At 38.4% G+C, this 24,738-nt stretch carries 19 protein-coding genes and 1 pseudogene; 13 read left to right on the forward strand and 7 right to left on the reverse strand.

What is annotated here, in order from left to right; genetic code table 11:
* Window positions 1-57: 57 nt before the first annotated feature.
* The 6 genes from SOLCA_RS18505 (at window position 58) to SOLCA_RS18530 (ending at window position 5,449) form a co-directional block, all read left to right on the forward strand.
* Window positions 58-1,131, forward strand: coding sequence for a porin (locus SOLCA_RS18505; RefSeq protein ID WP_014682001.1), 1,074 nt, complete (start codon window positions 58-60; stop codon window positions 1,129-1,131).
* A 101-nt stretch (window positions 1,132-1,232) separates the two neighbouring features.
* The gene (locus SOLCA_RS18510; RefSeq protein WP_014682002.1) at window positions 1,233-2,339 is read left to right on the forward strand and encodes an osmosensitive K+ channel His kinase sensor; all 1,107 of its coding nucleotides are present in this window, start codon (window positions 1,233-1,235) and stop codon (window positions 2,337-2,339) included.
* A gap of 69 nt (window positions 2,340-2,408) precedes the next feature.
* Window positions 2,409-2,933: a hypothetical protein gene (locus SOLCA_RS18515; RefSeq protein ID WP_014682003.1), complete on the forward strand. Its 525-nt coding sequence runs from the start codon at window positions 2,409-2,411 to the stop codon at window positions 2,931-2,933.
* Window positions 2,934-3,034: 101 nt separating this feature from the next.
* Window positions 3,035-4,744, forward strand: a complete 1,710-nt coding sequence (locus SOLCA_RS18520; RefSeq protein ID WP_014682004.1) for a HAMP domain-containing sensor histidine kinase — start codon at window positions 3,035-3,037, stop codon at window positions 4,742-4,744.
* A gap of 24 nt (window positions 4,745-4,768) precedes the next feature.
* Window positions 4,769-5,008 carry a hypothetical protein gene (locus SOLCA_RS18525; protein ID WP_014682005.1) on the forward strand — a complete coding sequence of 80 codons (240 nt, stop codon included), beginning with the start codon at window positions 4,769-4,771 and terminating at the stop codon, window positions 5,006-5,008.
* A 27-nt stretch (window positions 5,009-5,035) separates the two neighbouring features.
* Window positions 5,036-5,449: a putative signal transducing protein gene (locus tag SOLCA_RS18530; protein WP_014682006.1), complete on the forward strand. Its 414-nt coding sequence runs from the start codon at window positions 5,036-5,038 to the stop codon at window positions 5,447-5,449.
* 1 nt (window position 5,450) lies between these two features.
* Here SOLCA_RS18530 and SOLCA_RS18535 read toward each other — a convergent pair whose 3' ends face one another.
* The 3 genes from SOLCA_RS18535 to SOLCA_RS18545 all read right to left on the reverse strand — a co-directional run bounded on the left by SOLCA_RS18535 (window position 5,451) and on the right by SOLCA_RS18545 (window position 8,588).
* The gene (locus SOLCA_RS18535) at window positions 5,451-6,113 is read right to left on the reverse strand and encodes an NAD-dependent epimerase/dehydratase family protein (RefSeq protein ID WP_014682007.1); all 663 of its coding nucleotides are present in this window, start codon (window positions 6,111-6,113) and stop codon (window positions 5,451-5,453) included.
* Between the two features lie 87 nt (window positions 6,114-6,200).
* The gene (locus SOLCA_RS18540) at window positions 6,201-8,018 is read right to left on the reverse strand and encodes a DUF4139 domain-containing protein (RefSeq protein ID WP_014682008.1); all 1,818 of its coding nucleotides are present in this window, start codon (window positions 8,016-8,018) and stop codon (window positions 6,201-6,203) included.
* Between the two features lie 117 nt (window positions 8,019-8,135).
* The gene (locus SOLCA_RS18545) at window positions 8,136-8,588 is read right to left on the reverse strand and encodes a hypothetical protein (RefSeq protein ID WP_014682009.1); all 453 of its coding nucleotides are present in this window, start codon (window positions 8,586-8,588) and stop codon (window positions 8,136-8,138) included.
* A gap of 124 nt (window positions 8,589-8,712) precedes the next feature.
* On the opposite strand from SOLCA_RS18545, the gene SOLCA_RS18550 reads away from it, so the two are divergent.
* The 3 genes from SOLCA_RS18550 to SOLCA_RS18560 all read left to right on the forward strand — a co-directional run bounded on the left by SOLCA_RS18550 (window position 8,713) and on the right by SOLCA_RS18560 (window position 12,536).
* Window positions 8,713-11,586: a DEAD/DEAH box helicase gene (locus SOLCA_RS18550; protein ID WP_014682010.1), complete on the forward strand. Its 2,874-nt coding sequence runs from the start codon at window positions 8,713-8,715 to the stop codon at window positions 11,584-11,586.
* A 27-nt stretch (window positions 11,587-11,613) separates the two neighbouring features.
* Window positions 11,614-11,982, forward strand: a complete 369-nt coding sequence (locus tag SOLCA_RS18555) for a YccF domain-containing protein (protein ID WP_014682011.1) — start codon at window positions 11,614-11,616, stop codon at window positions 11,980-11,982.
* 215 nt (window positions 11,983-12,197) lie between these two features.
* Window positions 12,198-12,536 (forward strand): phage holin family protein, encoded by a 339-nt coding sequence (locus SOLCA_RS18560; RefSeq protein WP_014682012.1) that lies wholly within the window; start codon window positions 12,198-12,200, stop codon window positions 12,534-12,536.
* Window positions 12,537-12,753: 217 nt separating this feature from the next.
* On the opposite strand, the gene SOLCA_RS18565 is transcribed toward SOLCA_RS18560, so the two are convergent.
* A complete protein-coding gene (locus SOLCA_RS18565) occupies window positions 12,754-16,011 on the reverse strand; it encodes a S41 family peptidase (RefSeq protein WP_014682013.1) in 3,258 nt (1,085 codons plus the stop codon).
* Window positions 16,012-16,165: 154 nt separating this feature from the next.
* Here SOLCA_RS18565 and SOLCA_RS18570 point away from each other — a divergent pair, with 154 nt between their 5' ends.
* Window positions 16,166-17,143, forward strand: coding sequence for a YpdA family putative bacillithiol disulfide reductase (locus SOLCA_RS18570; protein WP_014682015.1), 978 nt, complete (start codon window positions 16,166-16,168; stop codon window positions 17,141-17,143).
* Window positions 17,144-17,205: 62 nt separating this feature from the next.
* Here SOLCA_RS18570 and SOLCA_RS18575 read toward each other — a convergent pair whose 3' ends face one another.
* Window positions 17,206-17,454, reverse strand: a complete 249-nt coding sequence (locus SOLCA_RS18575) for a hypothetical protein (RefSeq protein WP_014682016.1) — start codon at window positions 17,452-17,454, stop codon at window positions 17,206-17,208.
* A gap of 162 nt (window positions 17,455-17,616) precedes the next feature.
* Here SOLCA_RS18575 and SOLCA_RS23675 point away from each other — a divergent pair.
* Window positions 17,617-19,011 (forward strand): annotated as a pseudogene (locus SOLCA_RS23675) (DUF1800 domain-containing protein).
* Window positions 19,012-19,314: 303 nt separating this feature from the next.
* Window positions 19,315-20,520, forward strand: coding sequence for a DUF1501 domain-containing protein (locus SOLCA_RS18585; protein ID WP_014682017.1), 1,206 nt, complete (start codon window positions 19,315-19,317; stop codon window positions 20,518-20,520).
* 3 nt (window positions 20,521-20,523) lie between these two features.
* Here the strand turns inward: SOLCA_RS18585 and SOLCA_RS18590 are convergent, their stop codons facing one another.
* Together SOLCA_RS18590 and SOLCA_RS18595 are read right to left on the reverse strand one after the other, a co-directional pair.
* A complete protein-coding gene (locus SOLCA_RS18590; RefSeq protein WP_014682018.1) occupies window positions 20,524-21,135 on the reverse strand; it encodes a hypothetical protein in 612 nt (203 codons plus the stop codon).
* Between the two features lie 278 nt (window positions 21,136-21,413).
* The gene (locus SOLCA_RS18595) at window positions 21,414-21,632 is read right to left on the reverse strand and encodes a hypothetical protein (RefSeq protein WP_157604603.1); all 219 of its coding nucleotides are present in this window, start codon (window positions 21,630-21,632) and stop codon (window positions 21,414-21,416) included.
* Window positions 21,633-21,845: 213 nt separating this feature from the next.
* Here SOLCA_RS18595 and SOLCA_RS18600 point away from each other — a divergent pair, with 213 nt between their 5' ends.
* Window positions 21,846-24,728, forward strand: a complete 2,883-nt coding sequence (locus SOLCA_RS18600; protein ID WP_014682020.1) for a tetratricopeptide repeat protein — start codon at window positions 21,846-21,848, stop codon at window positions 24,726-24,728.
* The last annotated feature ends 10 nt before the right edge of the window (window positions 24,729-24,738 follow it).

Raw genomic sequence — 24,738 nt, forward strand, 5'->3', positions numbered from 1 at the left:
AACACAACTAATTATCTCAAATTCAAAGTCTCACATCTCATATTTTATAAAATAACAATGAAAAAACTTTTAACTATATCAACCCTTTTTGTTGCCGGCAATGCCTTTGCACAAACTAATGAACCTTCTAAGTTTTCTGTAAGTGGCTATGCGGAGATTTATTATAACTACGATTTTAACAAGCCTGAAAATCACACCATTCCGGGATTTTTATATAATCATAACCGTTCAAACGAGGTGAATATTAACCTTGCTTTTATTAAGGGCGCTTATAATGGTGAAAATATACGCGGCAACCTGGCGTTAATGGCCGGAACTTATGCACAAGCAAATCTTTCAACAGAACAACCAGTTATGCAGCATATTTATGAGGCAAACGCTGGGGTAAAACTGTCAAAAACTGCTAATTTATGGATTGATGCAGGAATCTTCTCGTCACATCTTGGGTTTGAAAGCGCAATAAGTCGAGATTGCTGGACGCTAACCAGAAGTATACTCGCAGAAAACTCGCCTTATTATGAAGCAGGTGCTAAAATATCTTACACTTCGCCAAACGAAAAATGGTTACTTTCTGCATTGTATCTTAACGGATGGCAACGCATTAAACGGGTAGACGGGAATAATACACCAGCATTTGGTGCTCAAATTACCTTTAAGCCTTCTTCAAAAGTAACCCTGAACTACAGTAACTTTATTGGAAATGACAAACCCGATTCTGTAAAACAAATGCGTTACTTCAACAATTTCTACGGAATTTTTCAAGTAACCGACAAACTAGGCCTGATTACTGGTTTTGATTATGGATTAGAACAAAAAACAAAGGGCTCTTCCGATTACAATACCTGGTTTAGTCCGGTTTTAATAGCAAAATACGCAGTTTCGGATAAGTTTACCATTGCAGCCCGAGGTGAATATTATCAAGATGAAAACGGCGTCGTTATTTCAACCGGAACACCAAATGGCTTTAAAACCTTTGGCTATTCCTTGGGTGTTGACTATGCCCCGCTCAAAAACATTTTGTTTCGCATAGAAGGCAAAAACTTCAGTAGCAAAGACGATGTTTTTAGCAGAAACAACGAACCTGTTAGCAATAACGGTTTTGTAACTGCGTCAATGGCGTTGGGATTTTAAAAAGACCATGGACCATAGTCCATAGTCAATAGATAAATGTGATTATTAAACCGAATCCAAGATCATGGTCTATGGACTCTGGACCATGGTCTCAATAAAATATGAATTACAACTTTCTAGATCTCATTCAGCGCTCGAAACGAGGTAAATTTAAAATTTACATTGGGATGAGTGCGGGTGTGGGAAAAACATATCGCATGTTACAAGAGGCACATTCGCTGCTCAAAAACGGCATTGATGTAAAGATTGGGTATATTGAAACTCATAACCGTAAGGAAACCCATGCTTTATTGGATGGCTTGCCTACAATCCCGCGTCGTTCGTTATTTTATAAAGGAAAAGAGCTGAATGAAATGGACTTAAACGCTATATTAACTATTCATCCGGAGGTGGTTATTGTTGATGAACTTGCCCATACCAATATAGAAGGCAGCAAGAACGAAAAACGATGGCAAGATGTGGTGGATATATTAAATGCAGGAATCAATGTAATTAGCGCCGTAAACATTCAGCACATTGAAAGTATAAACGAAGAAGCCCAAAAAATCAGTGGAGCCGAAATTAAAGAACGTGTTCCGGATAGCGTTTTGCTTATGGCTGACGAAGTGGTGAATATCGACCTGACAGCTGATGAGCTTATAAGCCGATTAAAAGAAGGAAAGATTTATGATGCCAACAAAGTTCCAACGGCGCTAAGCAATTTCTTCCAAAGCGATAAAATACTCCAGCTCCGGGAACTTGCATTAAAAGAAGTAGCAAGGCAAGTGGTGCGGAAAATTGATACAGAAATCCCTAAAACTATTCGACAACGACAAGAAGTGTTTTTGGCTTGCATCAGTACCCGGGATACTTCTGCAAAAATGATCATCCGTAAAACAGCTAGGTTAGCAGCTTACTATAACTCCAAATGGATTTTGTTATATGTACAAACTCCGAACGAAAGCATGGAGAAAATAAAGCTTGATTTGCAACGCCATTTAATTAATAACTTTAAGTTAGCAACCGAATTGGGAGCCGAGGTCATTAAATTAAAGCATGATGACGTCGCAGAAGCAATGTTAGAAACAATTGAAAAATACAACATCACTACCCTGTGTTTGGGTAAACCCGAATTCAGTTGGTGGAAGCTTTTCATGGGAAAGGCACTTTTTGAGAATCTTCTCCAAAAAATCGAGAATAAAGATGTTGATATCGTGATACTAAGTTAATTAACCGCAAAGACGCGATGACACAAAGATTAAATCCTTAGCGACTTGCGGTTTATCTCAATAAAAAAGATGAAAACAAAAACGAAATTTAAACTAGGACTGTGGTTCTTGTTTATAATCATCTTAACGATGGGTTTAGGTGGAACCCGCTATGTTTACAACATGGGGCAAGAATCTAAAGCAATTCTGAATGACAATTACCGGTCAATTGGTTTTGCCAAATCGATGATGCAACAATTGGATGCAATGCACGGCACCGATTCGGTTCAGGCCCAAAATGCGATAGTTTCATTTAAAAAAACCCTTCAACAAGAAGCAAATAATATCACTGAAATTGGTGAAAAAGAAGTAGTAGATCAACTTCGTGCTGATTTTGAACTTTACCAAAAGGGCAATCCAACTCCGGAACTTGCAGATTCTATGCGTGCAAAAATTTATCGTATCAGCGAAATGAATATGCAGGCATTGGAAAAGAAGAACATGGAAGCCCAAAAATGGTCGGATTCGGCTATTATCTATGTTTCATTGCTATTCGCTTTTGGTATATTGATTTCCTTTAGCCTGATCTTTAATCTTTCTAGTATAACTGAATAAGGAAGAAACAAGCCATTATCATACATTCGCAGCAACATTTAATTAGTACTGTGGGCAATGTCTGCAATTGGCAAATATTCCCCTGGTAGATCTCTCTGAAAATGAAAACAAAAACAAAGCTTACGCTTGGCATCTGGTTCTTATTCATTGTCATCTTAGTAATGGGCCTAACCGGTACTCATTATATTTACAAGATGGGGGAAGACGCTAAATCAATTCTAAAAGACAATTATGAGTCGATTGAATATGCTAAGGCTATGATGGAACAATTAGATGAACTGCATACAGCGGATGCTGCAAAAACGCAAACAGCACTTGCATTGTTTGAAAAGTACTTAGTCCTCGAAAAGAAAAACATTACCGAAATAGGAGAAAAAGAATTGGCCGAAGAACTAAGCCTGAGTGCCGAACAATTGAAAAAGAACCCTGCCTCCACAGAGCTAATGTTAAGCATCCGGGAGAAATTATTTAAACTGAGTGAAATGAATATGCAGGCATTGGTGCGAAAAAATAATGTTGCTCAAAAAAACGCCCAACAAGCCGTTATTTATATTTCATTGCTATTGGCCGTTTGTGTGATGATTTGTTTTAGTTTCATTGTCAACTTTCCGGGTTACATAGCCAATCCAATCCGCCAACTTACCGAAGGAATAAAACAAATTGCTAACAAACGTTATGATCAACGATTGCATTTTCAGGCGGGCGACGAATTCGGTGAACTTGCCGAAGCGTTTAACAGCATGGCCAAACAATTAGATACCTATGAAAATAGTAATCTGGCTAAAATCCTTTTTGAGAAGAAGAGAATTGAGACGATTATTAACAATATGCAGGATCCTATTGTTGTTTTAGATGAAGCCAATAGCATCTTGTTTGTAAATCCGCAGGCCTTAGCCGTTTTAGGAACAAAAGACGAAGAAGTAATTGGTAAACACGCTTCAGATGTTGCTTTGAGTAATGATCTAATGCGTACCTTATTAAGTGGACAGTTCATTAGCAAAGAGCTGAAAATTTACGCAAACGGTAAAGAGAGTTATTTTGTACAGGAAGTTTTTGATGTTTCCAATGAAAATAAGAAACTGGGAAAAGTGATCGTATTGAAAAACATTACCAAATTTCATGAGTTGGATGAAGCCAAAACTAATTTTATTGCCACTATTTCTCATGAACTAAAAACACCAATTTCTTCAATTAAAATGAGCGTTAAGCTTCTTGAAGATGATCGAATAGGCCTTGTTAACCAAGAACAAAAACAACTAATTAGTAATATAGCTGATGACACCCAACGACTGTTAAAAATAACCGCCGAACTTCTTGATCTTGCGCAGGCCGAAACTGGGAATATCCAGTTAAGCTTTCGTAAAACAGCTCCAAAAGCCATTGTTGATTATTCCATTGACGCAGTTAAAGTAATGGCCGAGCAAAAACATATCAAACTGGAAGTGAATTATCAGCCTAATCTCCCCGAGATTAATTCCGACATGGAAAAAACAGCATGGGTGTTGGTGAATTTTCTTTCAAACGCGATCCGGTACAGCCCCGAAAATGAGACTGTTACTATAACTATCTCTTCCGAAAAGCATAATGTTGTTTTTTCTGTAAAAGATCAGGGGAAAGGAATTGAGGAAAAATACCGAACAAAAATCTTTGAGCGATATTTTAAAGTTCCAGGGTTAGATAAAAACCAAAGTGGCACAGGCTTGGGGCTGGCTATCTCCAAGGATTTTATTGAAGCTCAAAACGGGACCATTTGGGTTAACAGCGAATTAGGTGAGGGCTCTATGTTTGCATTTAAGTTACCCATCGCCTAATTTTAATGAATATATCAATCTGCAATGAACTTCTTTAAAATTAAAACCAGCTGGTCGAATGCTGAATTCATCCCATTTAAACTGTGTATTGGAAGTGCCTATTTAATCATAGGAGCCTATTTTCACAATTTTTTTCAAAGCTATTATGTTCTAATTCTGGTTCTGTTTGGCATAACAGTCATTTGGACCATGGCGGCGTGGATCAAAAAGATGAAAGATCATTATCGAGTTAACCCTGTAACAAAAGAAAATGACAGCCGTTAAATTCAGTAACTACTAGCAGAAAAACAATTGGAACTTATAACTATCAAAACATTTGACAGTGCGATAGATGCCCACATTCTTAAATCAAAACTAGAAAGTGAGGGAATAGGATGCATTATCCTAAATGAAAATTCGGCAACCTTACACTCACTTTATAACATAGCATACGGCGGAATAAAATTACAAGTAAGAAAAGAAGATGCAGAAAGTGCTTTTGCAATAATGGCTGAAATAGATAACAGGCCACTAACTAACGAAAAGAACGAGGTGATTTATTGTCCTGAATGCGGCTCTGATGAACTATACCCAGGTTTTAAGTCTGTAAACAGTGTACAGGGAATATTGGCAACTATTACTTCATTTCTGCTTTTTTTAATGCCATTTTATTACAAAACCGTTTACAAATGCAAAAAGTGTGGAGCGGAATTCAAGGCAAAATAGGCTATCCCCTTGCTAAAGCAAGGATATCCTTTACCTCAATAATGTTTTTGTTGTACCCTTTAGCAGCCGCGTTGATCATTGCTAATCCTAATTCCTTTAATGAAGAACCTCCATTCGGGAACAGTAATTTAATAATGGGATAAAGCCATCCAAAGTATTTATAATAAGGAAGTGTGTTTTTCAGACCAACAGTAGGCTTAAGAATTCCCGGACGAAATGCATACACACTTTTGAAAGGCATTTTCATCAGATCGCTTTCTGTTTTTCCTTTTACTCTTGCCCAACCCATTCTTCCCTTTTCGGAACTGTCTGTGCCGGCTCCTGAGATATAGCAGAAGGTCATCTCCGGGTTGTTGTCCCATAGGATTTTCGCAAACTTCATCGTTAACACATAGGTGAGTTGATAGTATTCTTCAGCGCTGATTCCTACAGACGAAACACCCAGACAAAAGAAACAAGTGTTATATCCTCTTAATTGATCTTCAATAACCGATAAGTCATAAAAATCCTGATGAATAATCTCCTTTAGCTTAGGATGAGTAACTCCAGAGGGCTTACGATTGATAATAAGCACTTGCTCGACCGACTCATGTTGAAGACATTCATGAAGAACACCCTCTCCTACCATTCCGGTTGCTCCTGTTAGAATTGCACTGATTTTCATGGCCCAATTTTTCTGTAGTCAGTAATAATCCTTATTAATATTACGAGTGTCATGAAGTACTTCATAACACCCGTAACATAGTTCAAATTACAAATTAAGTGTTTGATCTTTTGGATACTTAACGCTGTAACTCATGGTAAACTCACGTGTTTCTCCTGGCTTAAGATCAAACTCCCAAGTTAAGGTTCCAACCTCGGCATTTACATGCGCTTTAGCTGACTCCAATAATTCAACTTCTATTTCTTTTTGAGTTGATAATGGATACTGATCTTTAAGAATCATTTTCACAGCAGAATTCTTGGTATTTTTTACTGTCAATTTGTAGGTGAAAACTTGTTTCTTTTCACTTCCGATTAACTTCGTACTGCTGTAGTCTTGCATTTTTTCGCGCTTAACAATCACCCGTTTATCATTACCCAACGTTAGGTTTAATGTTTTTTGTGTTGAGAACGGATCAATGTAAGATTTACCTACATAAGTTCCTTCAAATGTTATATTAGCTTCTCCCGGTAAAAGGTTCAGTTTTTCCCAATCGTTTACAGTTGCGAGCAAATAGGTGGTTTTATCCATTTTTGGAGCACTGTAAAACTTGTACTCAGCAGGAAGATCGTAGTTCTTCAATGTCACAATTTGCTCATTTCCTGAACCCAAAACCTCATAAGGCAAATCAATGTTGTACGTAACATCAATTGGATTTTCATTTTCAGATACAAAATCCGTTGCCTCCTTAAGCGTTATTACCACAACACCATTTGAAGCGCGACTTCCATACACTGACGTAGCTGATGCATCCTTTAAAATGTTAATATCCTTAATTGAATTAGGATCTATAGATGTGGCGTCATCCCCGCTCATCTCCTGTCCATTTACAATGTACAGTGGGGTTAAATTCTGTTTCTTTACAGTACCATAACCTGTAACCACTACTTCACTGAGCTGTTTAGATTCTTGCATTACAGGAGCAGGAGCATAAGACAAAGAGTTCTGTGTGGCTACTCCAGGAACCTTTCCTTTTAGTGCTTTATCAAAACCTCGATTATAAACATATTCTAAAAACCATGATTGAAATATCGGAGCCATTTTTCCGTTTCCAGGAGTTGAAGTAGAAAGAGTTAGTTTTACCTTTTTCCAATCTAATCCTGTGGTTTGAACAAACTTAGCTTTGTACGTTAGTTTGATCGGTTTATCTGCCGATGATGCTTGCAAGTCATAATAAGGCACCCAATAAGCGGCATTAGTATAATAAGAAACTGTAAAGTCATAAATTCCGGCTAATGGGCTGCTTAATTGGAGCTTTAACCGACCAAAAGCCTTGTCGTTTTTGCGTGATTCCTCTTCTATTTGCAAATTCAAACGGCCGATCGATTCATTGATCTTTTCAAGCTTGGTATTATAAACACTCTTTTCATTTTCCAACTCAGTTGACTTAGCCTTATAATAATCCATCATCTTCATTAACTCTGCTACGCTCAAACCATTTTGAGTTCCACCAATGTTTTTGTTAGCTTTTAAGAGGCTTAAGAGTTCATCGTTCGTTTTTAACGCTACCTGAATTCTGATCTGCTCTTTTCCATAGAAATCAACGGAATCTTGCAACTTTTTAACAGCAGGAGTTGGGGTTCCAGGCGTTAAATAATCGGTAGAGAAAGCAGAGGACATAACCGTTACTCCACCAGAACATTTGATCTGTAAACTGTTTACATCTATACTTGAACTAAGGCCTTCGATCCATAATTCGTTATTGCCTTTGGTTAATGTAGCCTTTGCGGTATGTGTTACTTCAGCCCCAACACGTAAAATCATGGCCGATTCTAGCTTAGCATTAACTGTATTTTTTCCGTCGTTGGCAAGGGATTGTGTACACCACAGAGCAGTACACGCTATTAACAGGGGTTTAATTTTCATCGTGAATTTTCATTGTTTATGTATTGATGCAGATGTTAGCAATATTCCATAATCCATCATAACGAATAAAATATGCTCACATTGCAAATATTATAAACAAAAAGCGACGAAACCTAACTATAGATCAAACCTATTAACTTTTTTACCATTCTCCAGTACTTCAACTGAAGCTACATTCTTTTTATTAACTGCAATCAGAATGGCTGGTTTCATGCTATAGCTTAAGTTTTTTCCAGTTGATTGTATTTTATAGAAAACTTTGGCTGTTTTATTTTCGTACTCAACCGCATCAATAACTATTTGTCGTTCTTCAGTTCCGGCTGGCAATGCTATCCCAACAGCAAATTCTTTTGAAAAATCAGGCGATTTTAATTTTGTTCCCATTGTTGCTGCCGGATGGAACGCTGTTGCCATCGATGCAGAATCGATAAAAAATAGTTGTACGGCTGTATTTTCCTTTACCATATCATTTCCAGGAAAAAACCCCTTGATTTCCCTGTACTTCATTTGAGAAACGGTGGAACATGCTGCTACTCCCAGTGTAAAAGTAAGTAGGTGTAAGTTTTTCATCAGATTATTTTTTTGTTAAAATAGTGCATTTTTTAACTCATCTCTATCTCTTTTTAGATTTAATTGTTACTTTTAAAATTTTGTCGATGAGCACACGCTGCACTATTTTGAAAAAGGGAACACTATGTTAAGAGTTGACAGCAACAAGCCTTCCAAAATCGTTTATTCGCTACTTCAGCACGAATTTCTTGGTTTTTTGTTCGAGCCGCACGCCGTTCAAATGAACCGGGAATACACCTATTCGCTTGTTCACAAACGCTTATTCTCGCATACTGCTTCTGAGTTTTCGCGATACCTTGATGAAACTGACATAAAACTCATTGCCCTTTTGGAGCAAATCGAGCAGGAAAATATCATCAAACGGTTTCACAAACAACCGATCCGTCCACGTGAGTTTTTTACCAAATTTTGGAATGATGCGCTAAAGGCAAAGGTGCAGCCTTTTATCGATAGTGTTATTGGTGAGGCTATCGAACTGATGCGCGATAAGGCTGTTTTTGAAATGGGTAAAGAAGGTAATCCGACTTGGTTACCCGTAATTATTGCTGACCAAAAAGCTTCTGTACTTTTCCATTTCAGAAGAAACGAAGAGTCAACACGGTATTTTCCAACGATAAAATACGGCGACAAGCGTATCGAATTTATGTTCAAGGATGCGCAGATCATTTGTAATCAACCCGCTTGGTTACTATTGAATGAAACGCTTTACAATTTCGAGGGCGACCTGGAAGGGAAAAAGCTAATTCCCTTCTTAAATAAACGATACATTGAGATCCCAAAAACTTCGGAGAAAACCTATTTCGAAAAGTTTGTTGCCCCACTAATAGAAAAACATAATGTTTACGCAGAAGGCTTTGATATCATTACTGAAAAATACGAAGCCTCACCGGTGCTAAAGATCAACCAGAAAAAAGAACGTCCTTGTCTTGATCTTCAGTTCAGGTACGGAAAATATAAGTTTGCATATAATGAACATTCGACAGTTTCGGTTACTGTTGAAAAGAAAGATGACAATTACATTTTTCACCGGGTAAAACGCTCAGCAAGCTGGGAACAGAAAAAGGCAAATGAGATTCTGAGTTTAGGTTTAATACTCGAAACACCTAATCATTTCTTGTTGCCAAAACACGCTGATGAGGAGGACGAGTTCTCTCTGCACGACTGGCTTAACGATCATTTTGATGTATTGGAAGAAAAGAACTTCGCAATTGATCAGTCACATGGCGAAAAGAAATACGTTTTCGGGAAATCATCCATCAACCTTACATTCAAAGAAAACAACGACTGGTTTGATATTCATGCCATTGTTAGGTTTGGAGCGTATGAAATTCCATTTATCGACCTTAAAGGCCATATTCTTGCCCGTAAAAGAGAATTTCAGTTACCTAATGGCGAAATTGCTGTAATTCCTGAAAGTTGGTTTAATACGTACGGCAATCTATTTGCTTTTGCAGAAGGAGCTAAACACCTGAAGCTTAAAAAGCATCATGTGGGTTTAATTCAGGAGTATGCCAATTCAGAATTAGCCGAGGTTACCATGGACCGCAAACTTCAGCGACTGGAGCATTTTGAAGAAATTGCCGATACCCCAACGCCTGTTCACTTTAAAGGAGAACTTCGGCCTTACCAAAAGGCCGGTTTTAACTGGTTTAACTTTTTAAGCAGTTATAATTTAGGTGGATGTTTAGCCGATGATATGGGTTTAGGTAAAACCGTGCAAACGCTTGCATTACTTCAGAAGATAAAAGAACAAAGCGAAACTCAACTTACCTCCTTATTAGTTGTCCCTACTTCGCTAATTGACAATTGGATTGCTGAGTCCAAGAAATTTACACCAAAACTTAAAATACACGTTTTTACAGGTGCGGCCCGTGAAAAGGACCCTGAACTATTTATAAAATACGATCTGATCATTACCACCTATGGTATTGTCAGGATAGATCATGAATTGCTTCAGAAATTCTACTTCAATTATATTATTCTGGATGAAAGCCAGAATATAAAAAACCCGCATAGCAAGAGCGCCAAAGCAGTTAAAGCGTTAAAATCAAAATACAAACTAATTCTTACCGGAACCCCGATTGAAAACACCGTTGCCGACTTGTGGACACAACTTTCATTTGTAAATCCGGGATTATTGGGAACCCATACTTATTTTCAGAATGAGTTTATCATTCCAATAGAGAAGAAGCAGGATGAAGATAAGCTTCGCCGTCTTCAGGCATTGATAAAACCATTTATACTTCGACGAACCAAAGACCAGGTTGCTAAAGAACTACCGCCAAAAACGGAGCAGATTTTCTATTGCAACATGAGCGAAGAGCAGGAGAAAGTGTATGAAGAAACCAAATCGTTTTACCGGAACGAGTTACTGCGTTTAATTTCCGAGAGTGGGGTTGCTAAGTCGCAAATACCCGTTTTACAAGGATTAACTCGTTTACGCCAAATCGCGAACCACCCTAAAATGGTGGATGAATCCTATAAATTTGATTCATGGAAATTTTCTTTGGTGGTGGAATTACTGCAAAACACCTTGGTAAAGGGCCATAAAGTGCTGGTTTTCTCTCAGTTTGTAAAACATTTGCAATTACTAAGAAACGAGCTCGACCACCTGAATATCCGTTATGCTTACTTAGATGGCGCCACACAAAACCGAAGTGCCAATATTAAGGAGTTTAAGGAGAATGATGATGTTCAGCTTTTCCTTATCTCCATTAAAGCAGGAGGAACAGGTCTTAACTTAACAGAAGCGGATTATGTTTTCTTGTTAGATCCGTGGTGGAATCCGGCAGTTGAGCAGCAGGCAGTAGACCGTGCACATCGTATCGGACAGAAGAAAAACGTGTTCATTTATAAATTTATCACCAAGAACTCAGTAGAGGAGAAAATCCTTAACCTGCAAAAGCGTAAACGTTCGCTTTCAAACTCGCTGATCACAGTTGAAGATTCCTTTGAAAAGTCTCTTACAGCTGAAGATATTAAAGCTTTACTTGAATAAGAGTTAACTATCAAGCTAAAACAGCTAATGAATTTTATAGGAAACATCATTTGGTTAATTTTCGGTGGCATTGCCATCTTTATTGAATACCTGGTATCAGGTTTTGTTATGTGCTGTACCATTATCGGTATTCCCTGGGGATTACAGTGTTTTAAACTGGCGTTCCTTGCTTTACTTCCTTTTGGCAAACAGATTAATGTTACGGCTGGCAATCCCGGTTGTTTGTCTACCCTTATGAATATCATCTGGTTTTTCATCGGAGGAATTTGGATTGCGTTAACACACTTGCTTTTCGGGATACTATTAGCCATAACGATCATTGGGTTGCCTTTTGCAAAACAGCATTTCAAACTGATGAGTTTGGCATTAACTCCATTCGGGCGAGAGGTTGTATGAGGATTTTAGAACTCACCTCCAATTCTTTCATACGTGTGTCATGCTGAGGCACGAAGTCTGTTTCTTTTAAGCACTATAACTACCAGATCCTTCCTGCGTCAGGATGACAAGTTTATGTTAGTTCTTCAATCTTTTTAAGCCCAAAGGCAAGAACCTAAATCATTTCTTTTCTCAATTCCTTTTTATAACTTACCTGAAATCAAAAATATACACTTATGAATTTAATTATCCGCCTTATTATTACGGCTGCTGTTGCATTCGGTCTATCTTACATTTTACCCGGAATTCATATTGATACATTTGGCACTGCATTAATTGTTGCTGTTGTTTTGGGACTTCTTAACATTATTATTAAGCCCATTTTGGTAATTCTTACATTGCCGGTAACAATCATCACTCTTGGATTATTCCTTTTTGTGATTAATGCATTGATAATAATATGGGGAGCAAAACTGATTGATGGATTTAGTGTAGATGGATTTTGGTGGGCATTGATATTCAGTTTCTTGTTATCGCTGGTTACTTCAATCATTAGCGGCGGCGAAAAATCATAACTTATTAAACTAATCAACTCAAATTGCTAGTTCAATAAGTTGTCCGGAATGACGCAGCTACTAGGTTAAGTCCTTAGAAAGAATTCATTGCCTTACTAAATGATATTACTACCCGCTCTTTTGCTCGATAGAGTACTCGCTGGCTAACCAGGTTAATTATAATAATATAAGAAAAGGAGGTCGATTGACCTCCTTTCTCATTTATGTTTGATCGCTATTATTTTTGGGCTTTTAACGTTCCTTTTAAAAGTTCCTCAACAGCCTTTTCCAACTGCTGATCTTTTCCGGTATCTAAAACCGACGGATCATTTGCTACTTTAACATCCGGTTCAAGTTGATTGTTTTCCAAATATTTGCCATTCATATCCAGCATACCTACCTGAGGAATCCCGAATACTAACGTTGGATCAATCTGAGTTTCCCACCAAACGGCAGTACCAGTTCCCGGAACAGGCATCCCTATCAGCTTTCCAATACCGTTTGCACGATAAGAATAAGGGAACATGTGAGCATCCGAGTAGTTACCCTCTCCCATTAATACCACCGAAGGTTTTGTCCATTTGCGGAAAGGCTCTTGTCCACGGTGTTTTTCGCGAGGATAAATATCAATGTACTTCTTGCCGCTCAATAAAGTAACTAGATCGTCGTGCAGCCAGCCTCCACCATTAAAACGTGTATCCACGATCAATGATTCTTTCTGGCTATTTTTACCTAATACATCTTCGTAAACCGTCCGGAAACTCTCATCGTTCATTCCGCGAACGTGTACGTAACCCACTTTTCCACCGGAAAGCTTTTCTACTTCTTTGCGACGATTTTCCACCCAACGGGTGTATAACAATTCATTCTGTTCTCCCAATGAAAGTGGTTTAATACTTTCTTCCCAACGAGCTCCGTTTGATGGATCATAGAAGGAAATCAGCGTTAATTTACCCGCTTTTCGATTCAACAATTTGTTATAATCATCATTAGCTGTTATGGCTTCTCCATCGATCTTCTCAATAATTGCTCCGGCTTTAACTTTTGATTTAGCTGTATTAAAAGGTCCTTTCAATAACACTTCAGAAACTTTTAAGCCGTTCCCTGTAAAGGATTCATCATACAATAAACCCAATACAGCAGTTTTATCTCCACCATCAGCTTGAGGAAAATAACGACAACCAGTATGTGAGGCGTTCAACTCTCCCAACATTTCACTCATCATTTCTGAGAAGTCGTAGTTATTGTTGATGTAAGGAAGGAAACGACCATATTCTTTACCATAATAATCCCAATCAACATTATGTAAGTTGGTTACATAGAACTTCTCTTTTACCTGGCGCCATGCATGGTTGAAAATATATGAACGTTCTTCATAAGCATTCAACATCATTTCTCCGTTAATTCCAACAGGAGTTGTTTTACCACTTTCGGCATCTACTTTAGTAATACGGCCATTAGAAACTACAAATAATGATTTCCCATCATTGGTAATTTCAATTCCGGCTGGACCACCATCTAATTTGGCCAATACTTTAGTGTCTTTTGTACGTGGTTCTGTAACCCATAGATCATATCCTTTTTCAAAACGCGATAAGTAATACAATTTTTCGCCGTCAGGAGACATAACTGCATCCGAAAGATTAGATGAATTAATTGTTAAACGTAAACGACGATCTTCAATACCATCCAGCTCAATTTTTATCGATTTGTCTTCTGGCTTAACCGATTTATCATCTGTCTTTTTATCCTTCGAAGTAGCATCCTCTTTTTTTGCATCTTTCTTCTCTTTGTCTTCCTGCTCCTTAACTAAAGTAAAATCGCTCTTATTCAACTTAAAGCGATCAAATGCTTCTTGTGTAAAGAATAGACCGTAAATATCAGACTGAGCGCCCCAGCTTGCATGATTTTTCATTCCGTCTCTATCAGCAAAATAAATCATCATTTTCCCGCCCATCATCCATCTTGGCGATCCTTCATTATAGCCGCTTGGTGTCAGGTTCACAATCTTCTGTTTTCCGTCTGCAGAAATCAACGCCACATCACTATTAAAATATTGATTGGGTTGATTGTAACTTGCCAATATCCATTTACTGTCTGGAGACCATGTATAATACTGGTCGCCATCTGAGTAAGAATAGTTGCTGTCGTCTGTTAATAAGGTTCTGATTGATTTAGAAGCAAGATTCATTACACGAAGAACGGTGCGATCTTCAAGAAAAGCGACTTCTTTCCCATCTGGTGAAAATGCGGGTTGAAACTCGTCTTTCTCTTTGGTCGCAACAACAGGTTCTTCATTTAACAAGGTTGAAGAATAAAAATAAGCTTCATCTTTACGTTGAATAGACGTTTTATAAACATCCCATGAGCCATTTCTCTCGGCTGCAAACAATAGGGTTCTTCCATCCGGACTAAAACTTACTGACCGCTCCTGGGTTGGAGTATTTGTAATACGTTTGGTAACGCCTCCTTCAACAGAACTTACAAAAATTTCGCCACGAAAAACAAAAGCAATCTCTTTTCCATTTGGAGAAAGGGCCATTTCTGTTGCACCCGACGCTACTGGCAGCACTTTTTCGGTATTGTTACGACCATCTGTCATGATGCGAACCAATAATTTCTGAGGCTGCCCTCCAGATTTCTGCGTATAAATCTCGCCATTGTAGGTATAACACAGCTGATTATCGTTTGAAATCGTTAAGAAACGTACTGGATTCTTTTCAAAAGAAGTGATCATTGTGCTATTTCCTCCGGTTACCGGCATCTGATGCACATTTATCGTTCCGCTTTCTTCACTTAAATAAAAAACCTCGTCATTAGGGCCAAAAACCGGGTTGCGGTCTTCTCCAATAAATGAGGTTAGTTTATTATACGATTTGGCTTCCGTATTATATACCCAAATGTCTTTTGTTACTGCAGAGGTATGGTGTTTTCTCCACTGATCTTCATAACCTTTATAATCCTGGTAAACAATCTTTTTTCCGTCTTTACTGTAGCGAGCCAACTCCATCGAATTAGAGCTAACCATTGAAGTCTTCCCTCCTACTGCAGGAACCGCGTAAAGTTCAGGCATTCGACCATAAGGGAATTGAGCAGAAGTAAACATATCCTGTCGCACCGAACTGAAAAGAACGGTTTTATCATCAGCAGAGAAATCTGACGGTAGGTCATTTGATGAATGATACGTTAAACGTTTTGCTTCACCACCTTCAGCCGGCATGATAAACACATCAAAGTTGCCATACCTGTCGGACGCAAATGCAATAGATTTTCCATCATGCGACCAAACCGGCATAAAATCATGTGCTTCGTGTAAAGTCAACGGAATTGCTTGTCCACCACCGGAAGACATGCGGTAAAGATCTCCTTTGAAACTAAATACGATTGTTTTTCCATCTGGCGAAATTGCCGGATAACGAAGCCATAGCGGATTATCTTGTGCTTGCGCACCTTCAAATAATCCAAGGAGACATAATGCTCCAATAATTTTCTTCATAATCTAGGTTTTATGGTAGTTCAAATTAAATCTATAAAATTTTTAAGGGGCAACAAAAATGTAATAAGCATATTACTCGTATGTGTGACAACCAACTTTACAAAATGTTGCATTAAACAATACCAATCACCTACTGTTGATTATATATTTGAATATGGAGACACAACCGGAAAAATATGATGTAATTATAATTGGCGGAGGGCCGATTGGCATTGCCTGTGGCCTGGCAGCAAAAAAGTCTGGTTTAAACTACCTGATTTTAGAAAAAGGGTGTTTAACCAATTCGTTGTATAATTATCCGCTAAACATGACCTTCTTCTCAACTTCTGAGAAACTGGAGATCGGAGGCATTCCATTTGTTTCCAACAGCGCAAAACCCAATCGTGCAGAGGCCTTGGAATATTACCGGAGAGTCGTCTTTTCAAACGAATTGCCCATACATTTATTTGAAGAGGCAAAAAAAGTGGCTTCTTTTGATGAAGGCTATAAAGTAACAACTAATAAAAAAAGCTACCTTTCTACTCATTTAATCATTGCAACCGGCTTTTATGACATTCCAGTAATGATGGATGTTGTCGGAGAGGAACTCCCAAAAGTGACTCACTACTATAAAGACCCTCATTTTTATGCGGGACAAAAAGTGTTGGTGATTGGTGCTAATAATTCTGCTGCTGATGCTGCGCTAGAAACATGGAGAAAAGGAGCTGAAGTAACCTTGGTTATTCGTGGACCTGAACTGGGCCGTATAAAATATTGGACCAAACCCGATCTTGAAAATCGCATCAATGAAGGCTCGATTAAAGCGCTCTTCAACTCAACGGTTAAAGAGATTAGGGAAAAAGAAGTAGCTATTTTAACTCCGGAAGGGGCTAAAATAATCGAAAACGATTTCGTAATTGCAATGACCGGTTATCAGCCTAATTTCCCTTTCCTAAAAAGTATTGGAATCAACCTTTCTGATGACGAAAAACTTTATCCTGCCTATGACAAAGAAACCATGGAAACCAATTTAAAAAATGTTTACCTCGCCGGAGTAGTTTGCGGGGGTATGGATACACACATTTGGTTTATTGAAAACTCAAGGGAACATGCCGACAGAATTATCGAAAAGATAAAGGGAGTACCTGTATAAATGCACAAATTTACTCATCACATGCAAATGTGAGTTTCTACCTTTCGTTGAGGGTCGGCCCTTTAGTGATGTAATCTGTGTTTACGTTGCTCTTCAACAATTTCCCAGATAAATGCCATAACTGCTGCACCTGCAATAAAACTTAATCCCATAACGATGAGCAATAATGTTGAGTTGAGGATGTTTCTTGTGTTCATTCTCATCTCATCATAAGAATTACCTTCTGGTAGTAATGTCTGGATAGCAAAAGCCTGATAAACAAAAGTCACCAACAGAATCATCACAACGGCTGTGATAATTATTCTTTTCATCTCCTTTTTAATTAAGTCGATATATTAAATTTACTCAAAATCAAGCAATTATACGAGAATTATATTCTGACCGATAACTTACCCAGTGCCCAAAAGAAAGAATGATTACTCGTTGGTTAAACTTATGCGCTTAAGCAATGTCAAACCCGACAAAGCTTGCTTATGGAGAAACTATCTGCAAAACAAATTCAGCACTTATACACACGGGCGGGGTTCGGTATCAGTTATACAAAACTTAGTGCTCTTTCAGGAAAATCAATTTCCAAGGTCATTAAAGATCTTTTTGAAACGTCTAACAATTATCAATCACTTGATCTAGACTTGGATTTAACAGTAGTTAAAGGAAAAGAAATGATGAGTGAGGAAAACCGGAAAGAGCTTCGAAAGATCTTTAAGCAAAGCACTGAAAACCTGAATACACACTGGTTGCAGCAAATGTGCATTACAGATGCCCAATTAAGGGAAAAGATGACGTTGTTTTGGCACGGACATTTCGCTTGCAGAAGTTTTAACCCCATTCATAATCAGCAACTGAACAATATTATGCGTGATTATGGTCTTGGCAACTTTAGAGATTTACTTACAAAAGTTGCTAAGTCTCCCGCAATGCTGGCCTTCCTTAACAACCAGCAAAATCGTAAAAGTAGTCCAAATGAAAATTTCGCACGCGAACTGATGGAACTGTTTACCATTGGACGGGGCGACTATACAGAAACCGACATTAAAGAAGCTGCACGCGCTTTTACCGGATGAAGCTTTAAACCTTTAACTTCTGAATTCTTATTCCGCATCAATCAACATGATTTTGGGTCAAAAACATTTATGGGCCAAACCGGAAACTGGACTGGAGACGATATTATTGATATCATTCTTAAGAGAAAAGAAACGGCTCTATTTATCTGCTCAAAACTTTACAAATTCTTTGTTAATGAAAACTTGGATCAGGAGCGTATTCATCAGCTGGCTGACCATTTTTATTCAAGCAATTATAACATTGGAAGTACTATGGTGTTGCTTTTTTCGTCGGCCTGGTTTTATGATCCTAAAAACATCGGAGTCAATATTAAATCACCCATTGAATTTATTGTTGGATTAACCCGCCAGTTTAATGTGAGTTATGGCGATACTTCCATGTTGTTGTTTTTACAACGAGCTCTTGGACAAATGTTGTTTTACCCGCCAAACGTTAGTGGTTGGGCTGGAGGCAAAAACTGGATTGATAGCTCCACGTTGATGTATCGGCTTAAAATTCCTTCTGTAGTGATAAACGAAGGGATTATTGATCTGGCAGGTAAGGCTGACCCGGAAGAGGAAGCTCAAATCGCCATGATGGAAAAGTACAGCACACAAATTCAACGGCGCGTGCAGGCTACTGCCGACTGGAATTTGTTTTTAAAGGATCTTCCCGAAAAGATAAGTAAAGAACAATTGATTGATTATTTGCTAGCTCCCGACTTGGAAACGCGAAAGCAAAGGTTATTGTCGGACTTGTCTGATAAAACTATTAAAGAAATGGTTGTACAGTTGGTTTCTATGCCGGAGTATCAGTTGTGTTAAACCTCATCCCCGGCCCTTCTCCTAAAGGAGAAGGGAGCGCTCGGAATGTTGAAGAGGCTATGAACACTTAAGCTTTTTTAAAGAATCTGCTTCTTTAAGAAAATTTAACAGAAAGCACAAAACCGGTCCACTTCTCCTTCAGGAGAAGGGCTAGGGATGAGGTAATATGGGAGCGCTCGGAATGTTGAAGAGGGCTATAAGCAGTAGCTTTTGAAGGATCTGCTTCTTTAAGAAAAACTAACAGAAAGCACAAAACCGTCCCCTTCTCCTTGAGAAGAAGGGCTAGGGATGAGGTAAAAAATTATGAACCGTAGAGATTTTCTTAAAAATACAGCCCTGGCATCAGGAGCTTTGTTAATTCCATCCTTCTTAAAACCGCTGGAATTGTTAGCGGCCGACAAAATTGGGTTTAAACGGTTGGTGATTATTCAACTTTCGGGTGGAAATGACGGATTAAACACTATTGTTCCCTTTGGTGATGACCTGTATTATCAAAAAAGACCTTCGTTGGGAATTGACCAACAAACGGTCATAAAACTTAATGAATTGCAAGGGTTCAATCCTGCAATGCAATCATTACAAGAAATTTATGATCAAGGCTGGATGACTATTTTGAATAGTGTGGGCTACCCGAATCCGGATCGTTCGCATTTTCGCTCTATGGATATCTGGCATACAGCCAGTCGAGCGGATGAATATTTGTCAACTGGATGGATCGGCAGGTATCTCGACTCCAATTGTGCCACTTGCAATTCTCCTCATACAGCAATTGAAGTAGATGATTCATTATCTTTAGCACTCAAGGGGCAGTCGCATAAAGGAATTGCCGTTAGAAACAGTGAGCAATTGTACAGGACTACACGTGAACCCTTTTTCAAAGATGTAGTCGACGATGCCAAACAATCTATGCTTTCAGAAGATAATTTGGGTTATTTATATAAAACAATGATCGAAACCTACTCGTCGGCAAAATATATCAATGACACTTCGAAGCTTTATAAAAACACTACCCTTTATCCTGTGTCAGCATTTGCCAATGAATTAAAAACCGTAGCAACATTTATTAACTCTGGATTGAACACTAAGGTTTTCTATGTTTCTTTAAGCGGTTTCGATACGCACGTTGCCCAACGCGGACAGCAATCCCGTTTATTAAAAACATATGCGGATGGAGTAGCTACCTTCATTAAAGACCTAAATGCTAGCCATAACCTCGATGACACTTTAGTTTTGACGTTTTCAGAATTCGGCCGACGTGTTTCACAAAATGCAAGCGGAGGAACCGATCACGGAACGGCCAACAATTTATTTCTATTCGGAGGAAAACTAAAGAAAGCCGGCTTTTTTAACCCAGGCCCGAATCTTAAAGACTTGGATAACGGCGATCTGAATTATGAAATCAACTTTAGAGATGTTTATTCGTCTATTTTGCAAAATTGGCTTAAAGCCAGTGATCCTTCTATTATAAAAAGCACTCGTGTTAAGACGTTAGATCTGCTGAAAATTTAATTATCAACCATTACTCTTTACCAGTCCGAATGAATACGAGATATGTAATCCTCCATAGGAAATGTCTCCTGCTCGTTCAACCTTAAAGGAAATACCCAAATTGTTTTTCTTTTGAATTGGTGTGACTAATCCTATTGATGGGGAATACAAAAGGGTGGTTTTTGCGTCACCATTAACAACAAGGCCTGCACCTGCATTAAAACCAGCAAAGAAATTAGGGCTAATAAAAAACTTGGCACCTATCGAAAGAGGAATTAATGCAACCCGATCGCCCAAATTAACCCCTGATAGTTCTTTTTGCTTAAACCCTATGTAACCGATTGATAATCCAGCTAAGATTTCCTTAGAAACCGGTTTTTCCAATGTTAGATTTCCTCCGAAACCTGTAGTATATCCATCTGCAAAATCAGAAAAGGGAATGCCTGCAAGTATATCTATGCCAAGCTGAGGTTTCAACTTCTTATCAACCACTTCAATATCCGGCCTGTATTTTTGTATGCGCTGGTTATCACGATCAGGATAAGGATAGTTGCCGGAAAGCTGAGCTTTTGAAGATGACACGAAAGACAATAGAATAATAACTGCTAATACTGTTTTAAAAAAATTATTTTTCATTAGGTTTTTTTTATTAACCGAAAGTATAAAATGTTGGCCAATAAAAAAGGGCCTTTTCTCATTGGCCCCACCGCTTGCGCGTATCTGGATTTGTCTCGATGGCAATTATTCACTGCTTTTACAAATGTACTGTAAATCATTGAAATAATTGATGTTTTCCCAAAGTAAATTTGCTGTTAAAGTTCTGGTTCTAGTCGCAAGTCATGAGTCCAGAATTCTGAATCGTTAGTTATCTGTTTAACTTGCCACTATGGACCAGGGTTCTAAGAACTAAATACCTACTTTAATCTCAGATCGTCAAAATTGTCAAAAAGATCGTCCCATCGTTCATGAAGCTTATCGCTAAAACGAATAGAACTGCTTCTATCCGAATCCTCATTAGTTTGGTTTAGGAAACGGTTCTCTCCGATATGAAAGAATAATTTCGACCCGGCGTCAGCCACAGATACCCTTCTTGGGTTTAATGATTTGTTGTTTTTCTTTACTAAATGTTTCATGAGCGTATTCATTTTCTGCAAAATATAATGCTTACTTAAACTCGCTAATAAATTTCTATTAACAATCTATTAAGTTTAGCCAAGCAATTATATTTTGCATGATGATAAAATTTACAAACTTTCTATCAAAAAGATTTGTCTTTTTAAACTTTTGATAACAATTTACAAGCGAAATTAGTACCATCATTTTGGTGCGAACAGATTTGACCTCCAATGAATAGTAAAAAAGTTTATGTTGCCGCTCTCTTTAGTTTGTTTTGTTTGAAAGTTGCCGCTATTAATCCAGATAGTACGGCTGCTGCTAAACAGGCATTAGATAAAGAGCGGTCTTCATTGTTAGCCAATAAAGAAATAAAGTCTGAGCCAAAAATTGAGCGCATGCTTCAATTAGGTTTATGGAATGAAGCTATTCCATTGCTTACTGCTGATAAAAACCCAGGGGTCGACATGAGATTATTGAATGCAGAATACTTTTTGCTTATCAATGACTTTAAAAAAGCCGATTCTCTTGTTACTTCTGTTCTTTCTCGAAGAAAAGACCATCAAAAAGCGCTACTACTTAAAGCTCAACTAGATGTTTGGGCCTGGAAACTAAATGACGCTGCCCAAACCTGCGAACGGATAGCGGCTGATAAAGACAAAACTCTTTATGAAAAAGCAATGCTTCAGCTTGGCCGTGTTCGTTTATTGCAAAAGAAATACGATGAAGCACTGAAGATTGCTAAAGATATTCAAACCCAATACCCGAAAAATGCAGAGGCGTGGCTTTTAGAATCGGATGTACATTTCTGGAATCAAAAACCGGAATTGGCAGAGGCTCCGTTAAAAAAATCTCTTGAACTTGATCCGTTCAATGCAGATGCCCGTTTTAATTACGGCTATGCAATATGGCGCCGCATTGATGCAACACAACTGAATAAGATGACAGCTCAATGGCAGTTGGCCACAGATATAAATCCTCTTCATTTTCAAACACATTGGCATTGGGGTAACGGACATACTACTCAAACGTATAATAACTACGCTGAAACAAATGACAATGAAGTAAGAAAAGAATTAGCCACAGCTGAAAACCTTATTCGTTCTCATAAACTTACTGAGGCGATTGATTATACGAGAGTTGTTCAAAGGAAATATCCGTCATCAGTATTGCCGGCCATGATGCGTGGTTCTATTTATTACATGGCATTCGATATAAATCGAATAACCCGTCTGGATTCAGCACAAGCAATTTTCTTGCAGATTTTAGCTAAAAAGAAAAACTATGGGCCTGCCCATAATGGCCTGTCGGCAGTCATTAAGTCGAAACGAATTCCATACCTGGCAAGCTATGACTCCATAGAAACAGCACTTAAATCACAGAAAGTTGCCGACGAGAAAAGCTTCAATAATGTTTTCCCAGAGATCAATTATTATTCGGGCGAAACTGTTAAAAACTGGGTTATAAATCAGATGTATACCTCTGCTGCTTATTTTCCCTTGTTAGCTAAGCAAGAATTAAGCTTTTCCATTCCGCCTTTGCATACAGATTTGGCAACTGCCATGAGAAGTAATTATTTCCGAATGGCGACAACTTTTGACAACCGCCAATGGATGGATATCAGAGGTGTTGGAAGTGGAGCTGCAGGAATAGAGTATGTAGAACGTGGTGCCTATCAGGAGCGAAATGTTTTGCTACATGAATTTGTTCATCTTTTCCATCTTAAGGCATTAACTGATGCAGAGATAAGAGCCATCCGTTCTCTTTATTTAAAAGCAATGGCCGAAAACAGAACACTCGATTATTATTCGGCAAATAATGAGCATGAATATTACGCACAGGCCTACCCTGCTTACTTTGAGGCAGAAAAAGTTCATCCCCTCGATTTTAAATCGATGAATACAACTGCAGATCTTAAATTGAAAGATCCAGCGCTTTATCAGTTCATTGATAAAATGGTTGCTAAAGAGAAAACTACCTTAGGCGGTAATGCTTCGGCCATGAAGAGCAATTGGGCGCAGGTTTATCTCAATATCTTTAATGAAGGAAAAAGTGAGATCAAAAACGTTGCCTATCTTGATACCGCTTTAGCTTATGATAAGGATTATCAACCCGCATTATTAACCTACGCTACTTATAAAGCAATAGCCGGCGACTTTTCAACAGCTCAATCATTTGTAGACCGTGCAGAAGCTGTTAACGCCAATTATGCCCCTTTGTATATTGCTAAGGCACGCTTACTTGAAGCTCGTGCTTTGAAACAGGGAAATAATGCCTCTTCATTAGCTGCAGAAGGTGATTTGTACAAAAAGGCGTTGAGTCTTGAAACCGACCCAATGATAAAAGCAGATATGATTGGTGACATAGAAAGTTTTTATACACGCAATGGGTTAATTGCGGACGCTGTTTCTGTAGCCGAAGAGTACTCGAAATCGGCATCTACTGTTTCTACTTACTTACGAGATGCAAAGGATGAGCAAATTGCTTATGCTGCGTTATTAAGAGCACAATTAGGTTATAATGATGCCCTTGAAGTTTTAAAGAAACAAGTGGAGCAGAAACCTCAGAATTATGAATTAAAAGGCCAATATGCAGATGCGCTTGCTGCCAATAAAAAATATGACGATGCCATTGCTGTTTTGCAATCTTCACAAAAGATCTTAAATGCCGCCGGCACTCCCCGCCCCGATTACACGCTGCGTATTGCCGAATACTATTATCAAAGCGGGGATGCTGATTCGGCTGCTTTCCTGATTGAGCCATTGTTGAAAAACAACCGGGCAATTTCAGGTTATCAGACACGATTCATCCGCTTGGTGGCTAACCTAAACAGAACCAGCACTGCTGAACAGTTATTCCAGGCATTACCACAAAGCACCGATAATTTCTCTAAGGCTGATTATTATTATACTAAAGCAAAAGTTCGCGAGAGTAAAGGTGAAATGATTGAAGCTGCCGATGATTACAAACAGGCAGTAACATTAAACCCTTACCATTTTGCTGCAATTTTTGATTTGATGAAATATTATCGGGCGATGGGCTATTCGAAAGAAACAAATGCTTTGTACGAAAAGATGATGAACCTGAAAATAAAGCCGGGACCTGCGTTCCGATAAAAAAAAGACC

The sequence above is a fragment of the Solitalea canadensis DSM 3403 genome, assembly GCF_000242635.2.
Taxonomy (GTDB): Bacteria; Bacteroidota; Bacteroidia; order Sphingobacteriales; family Sphingobacteriaceae; genus Solitalea; species Solitalea canadensis.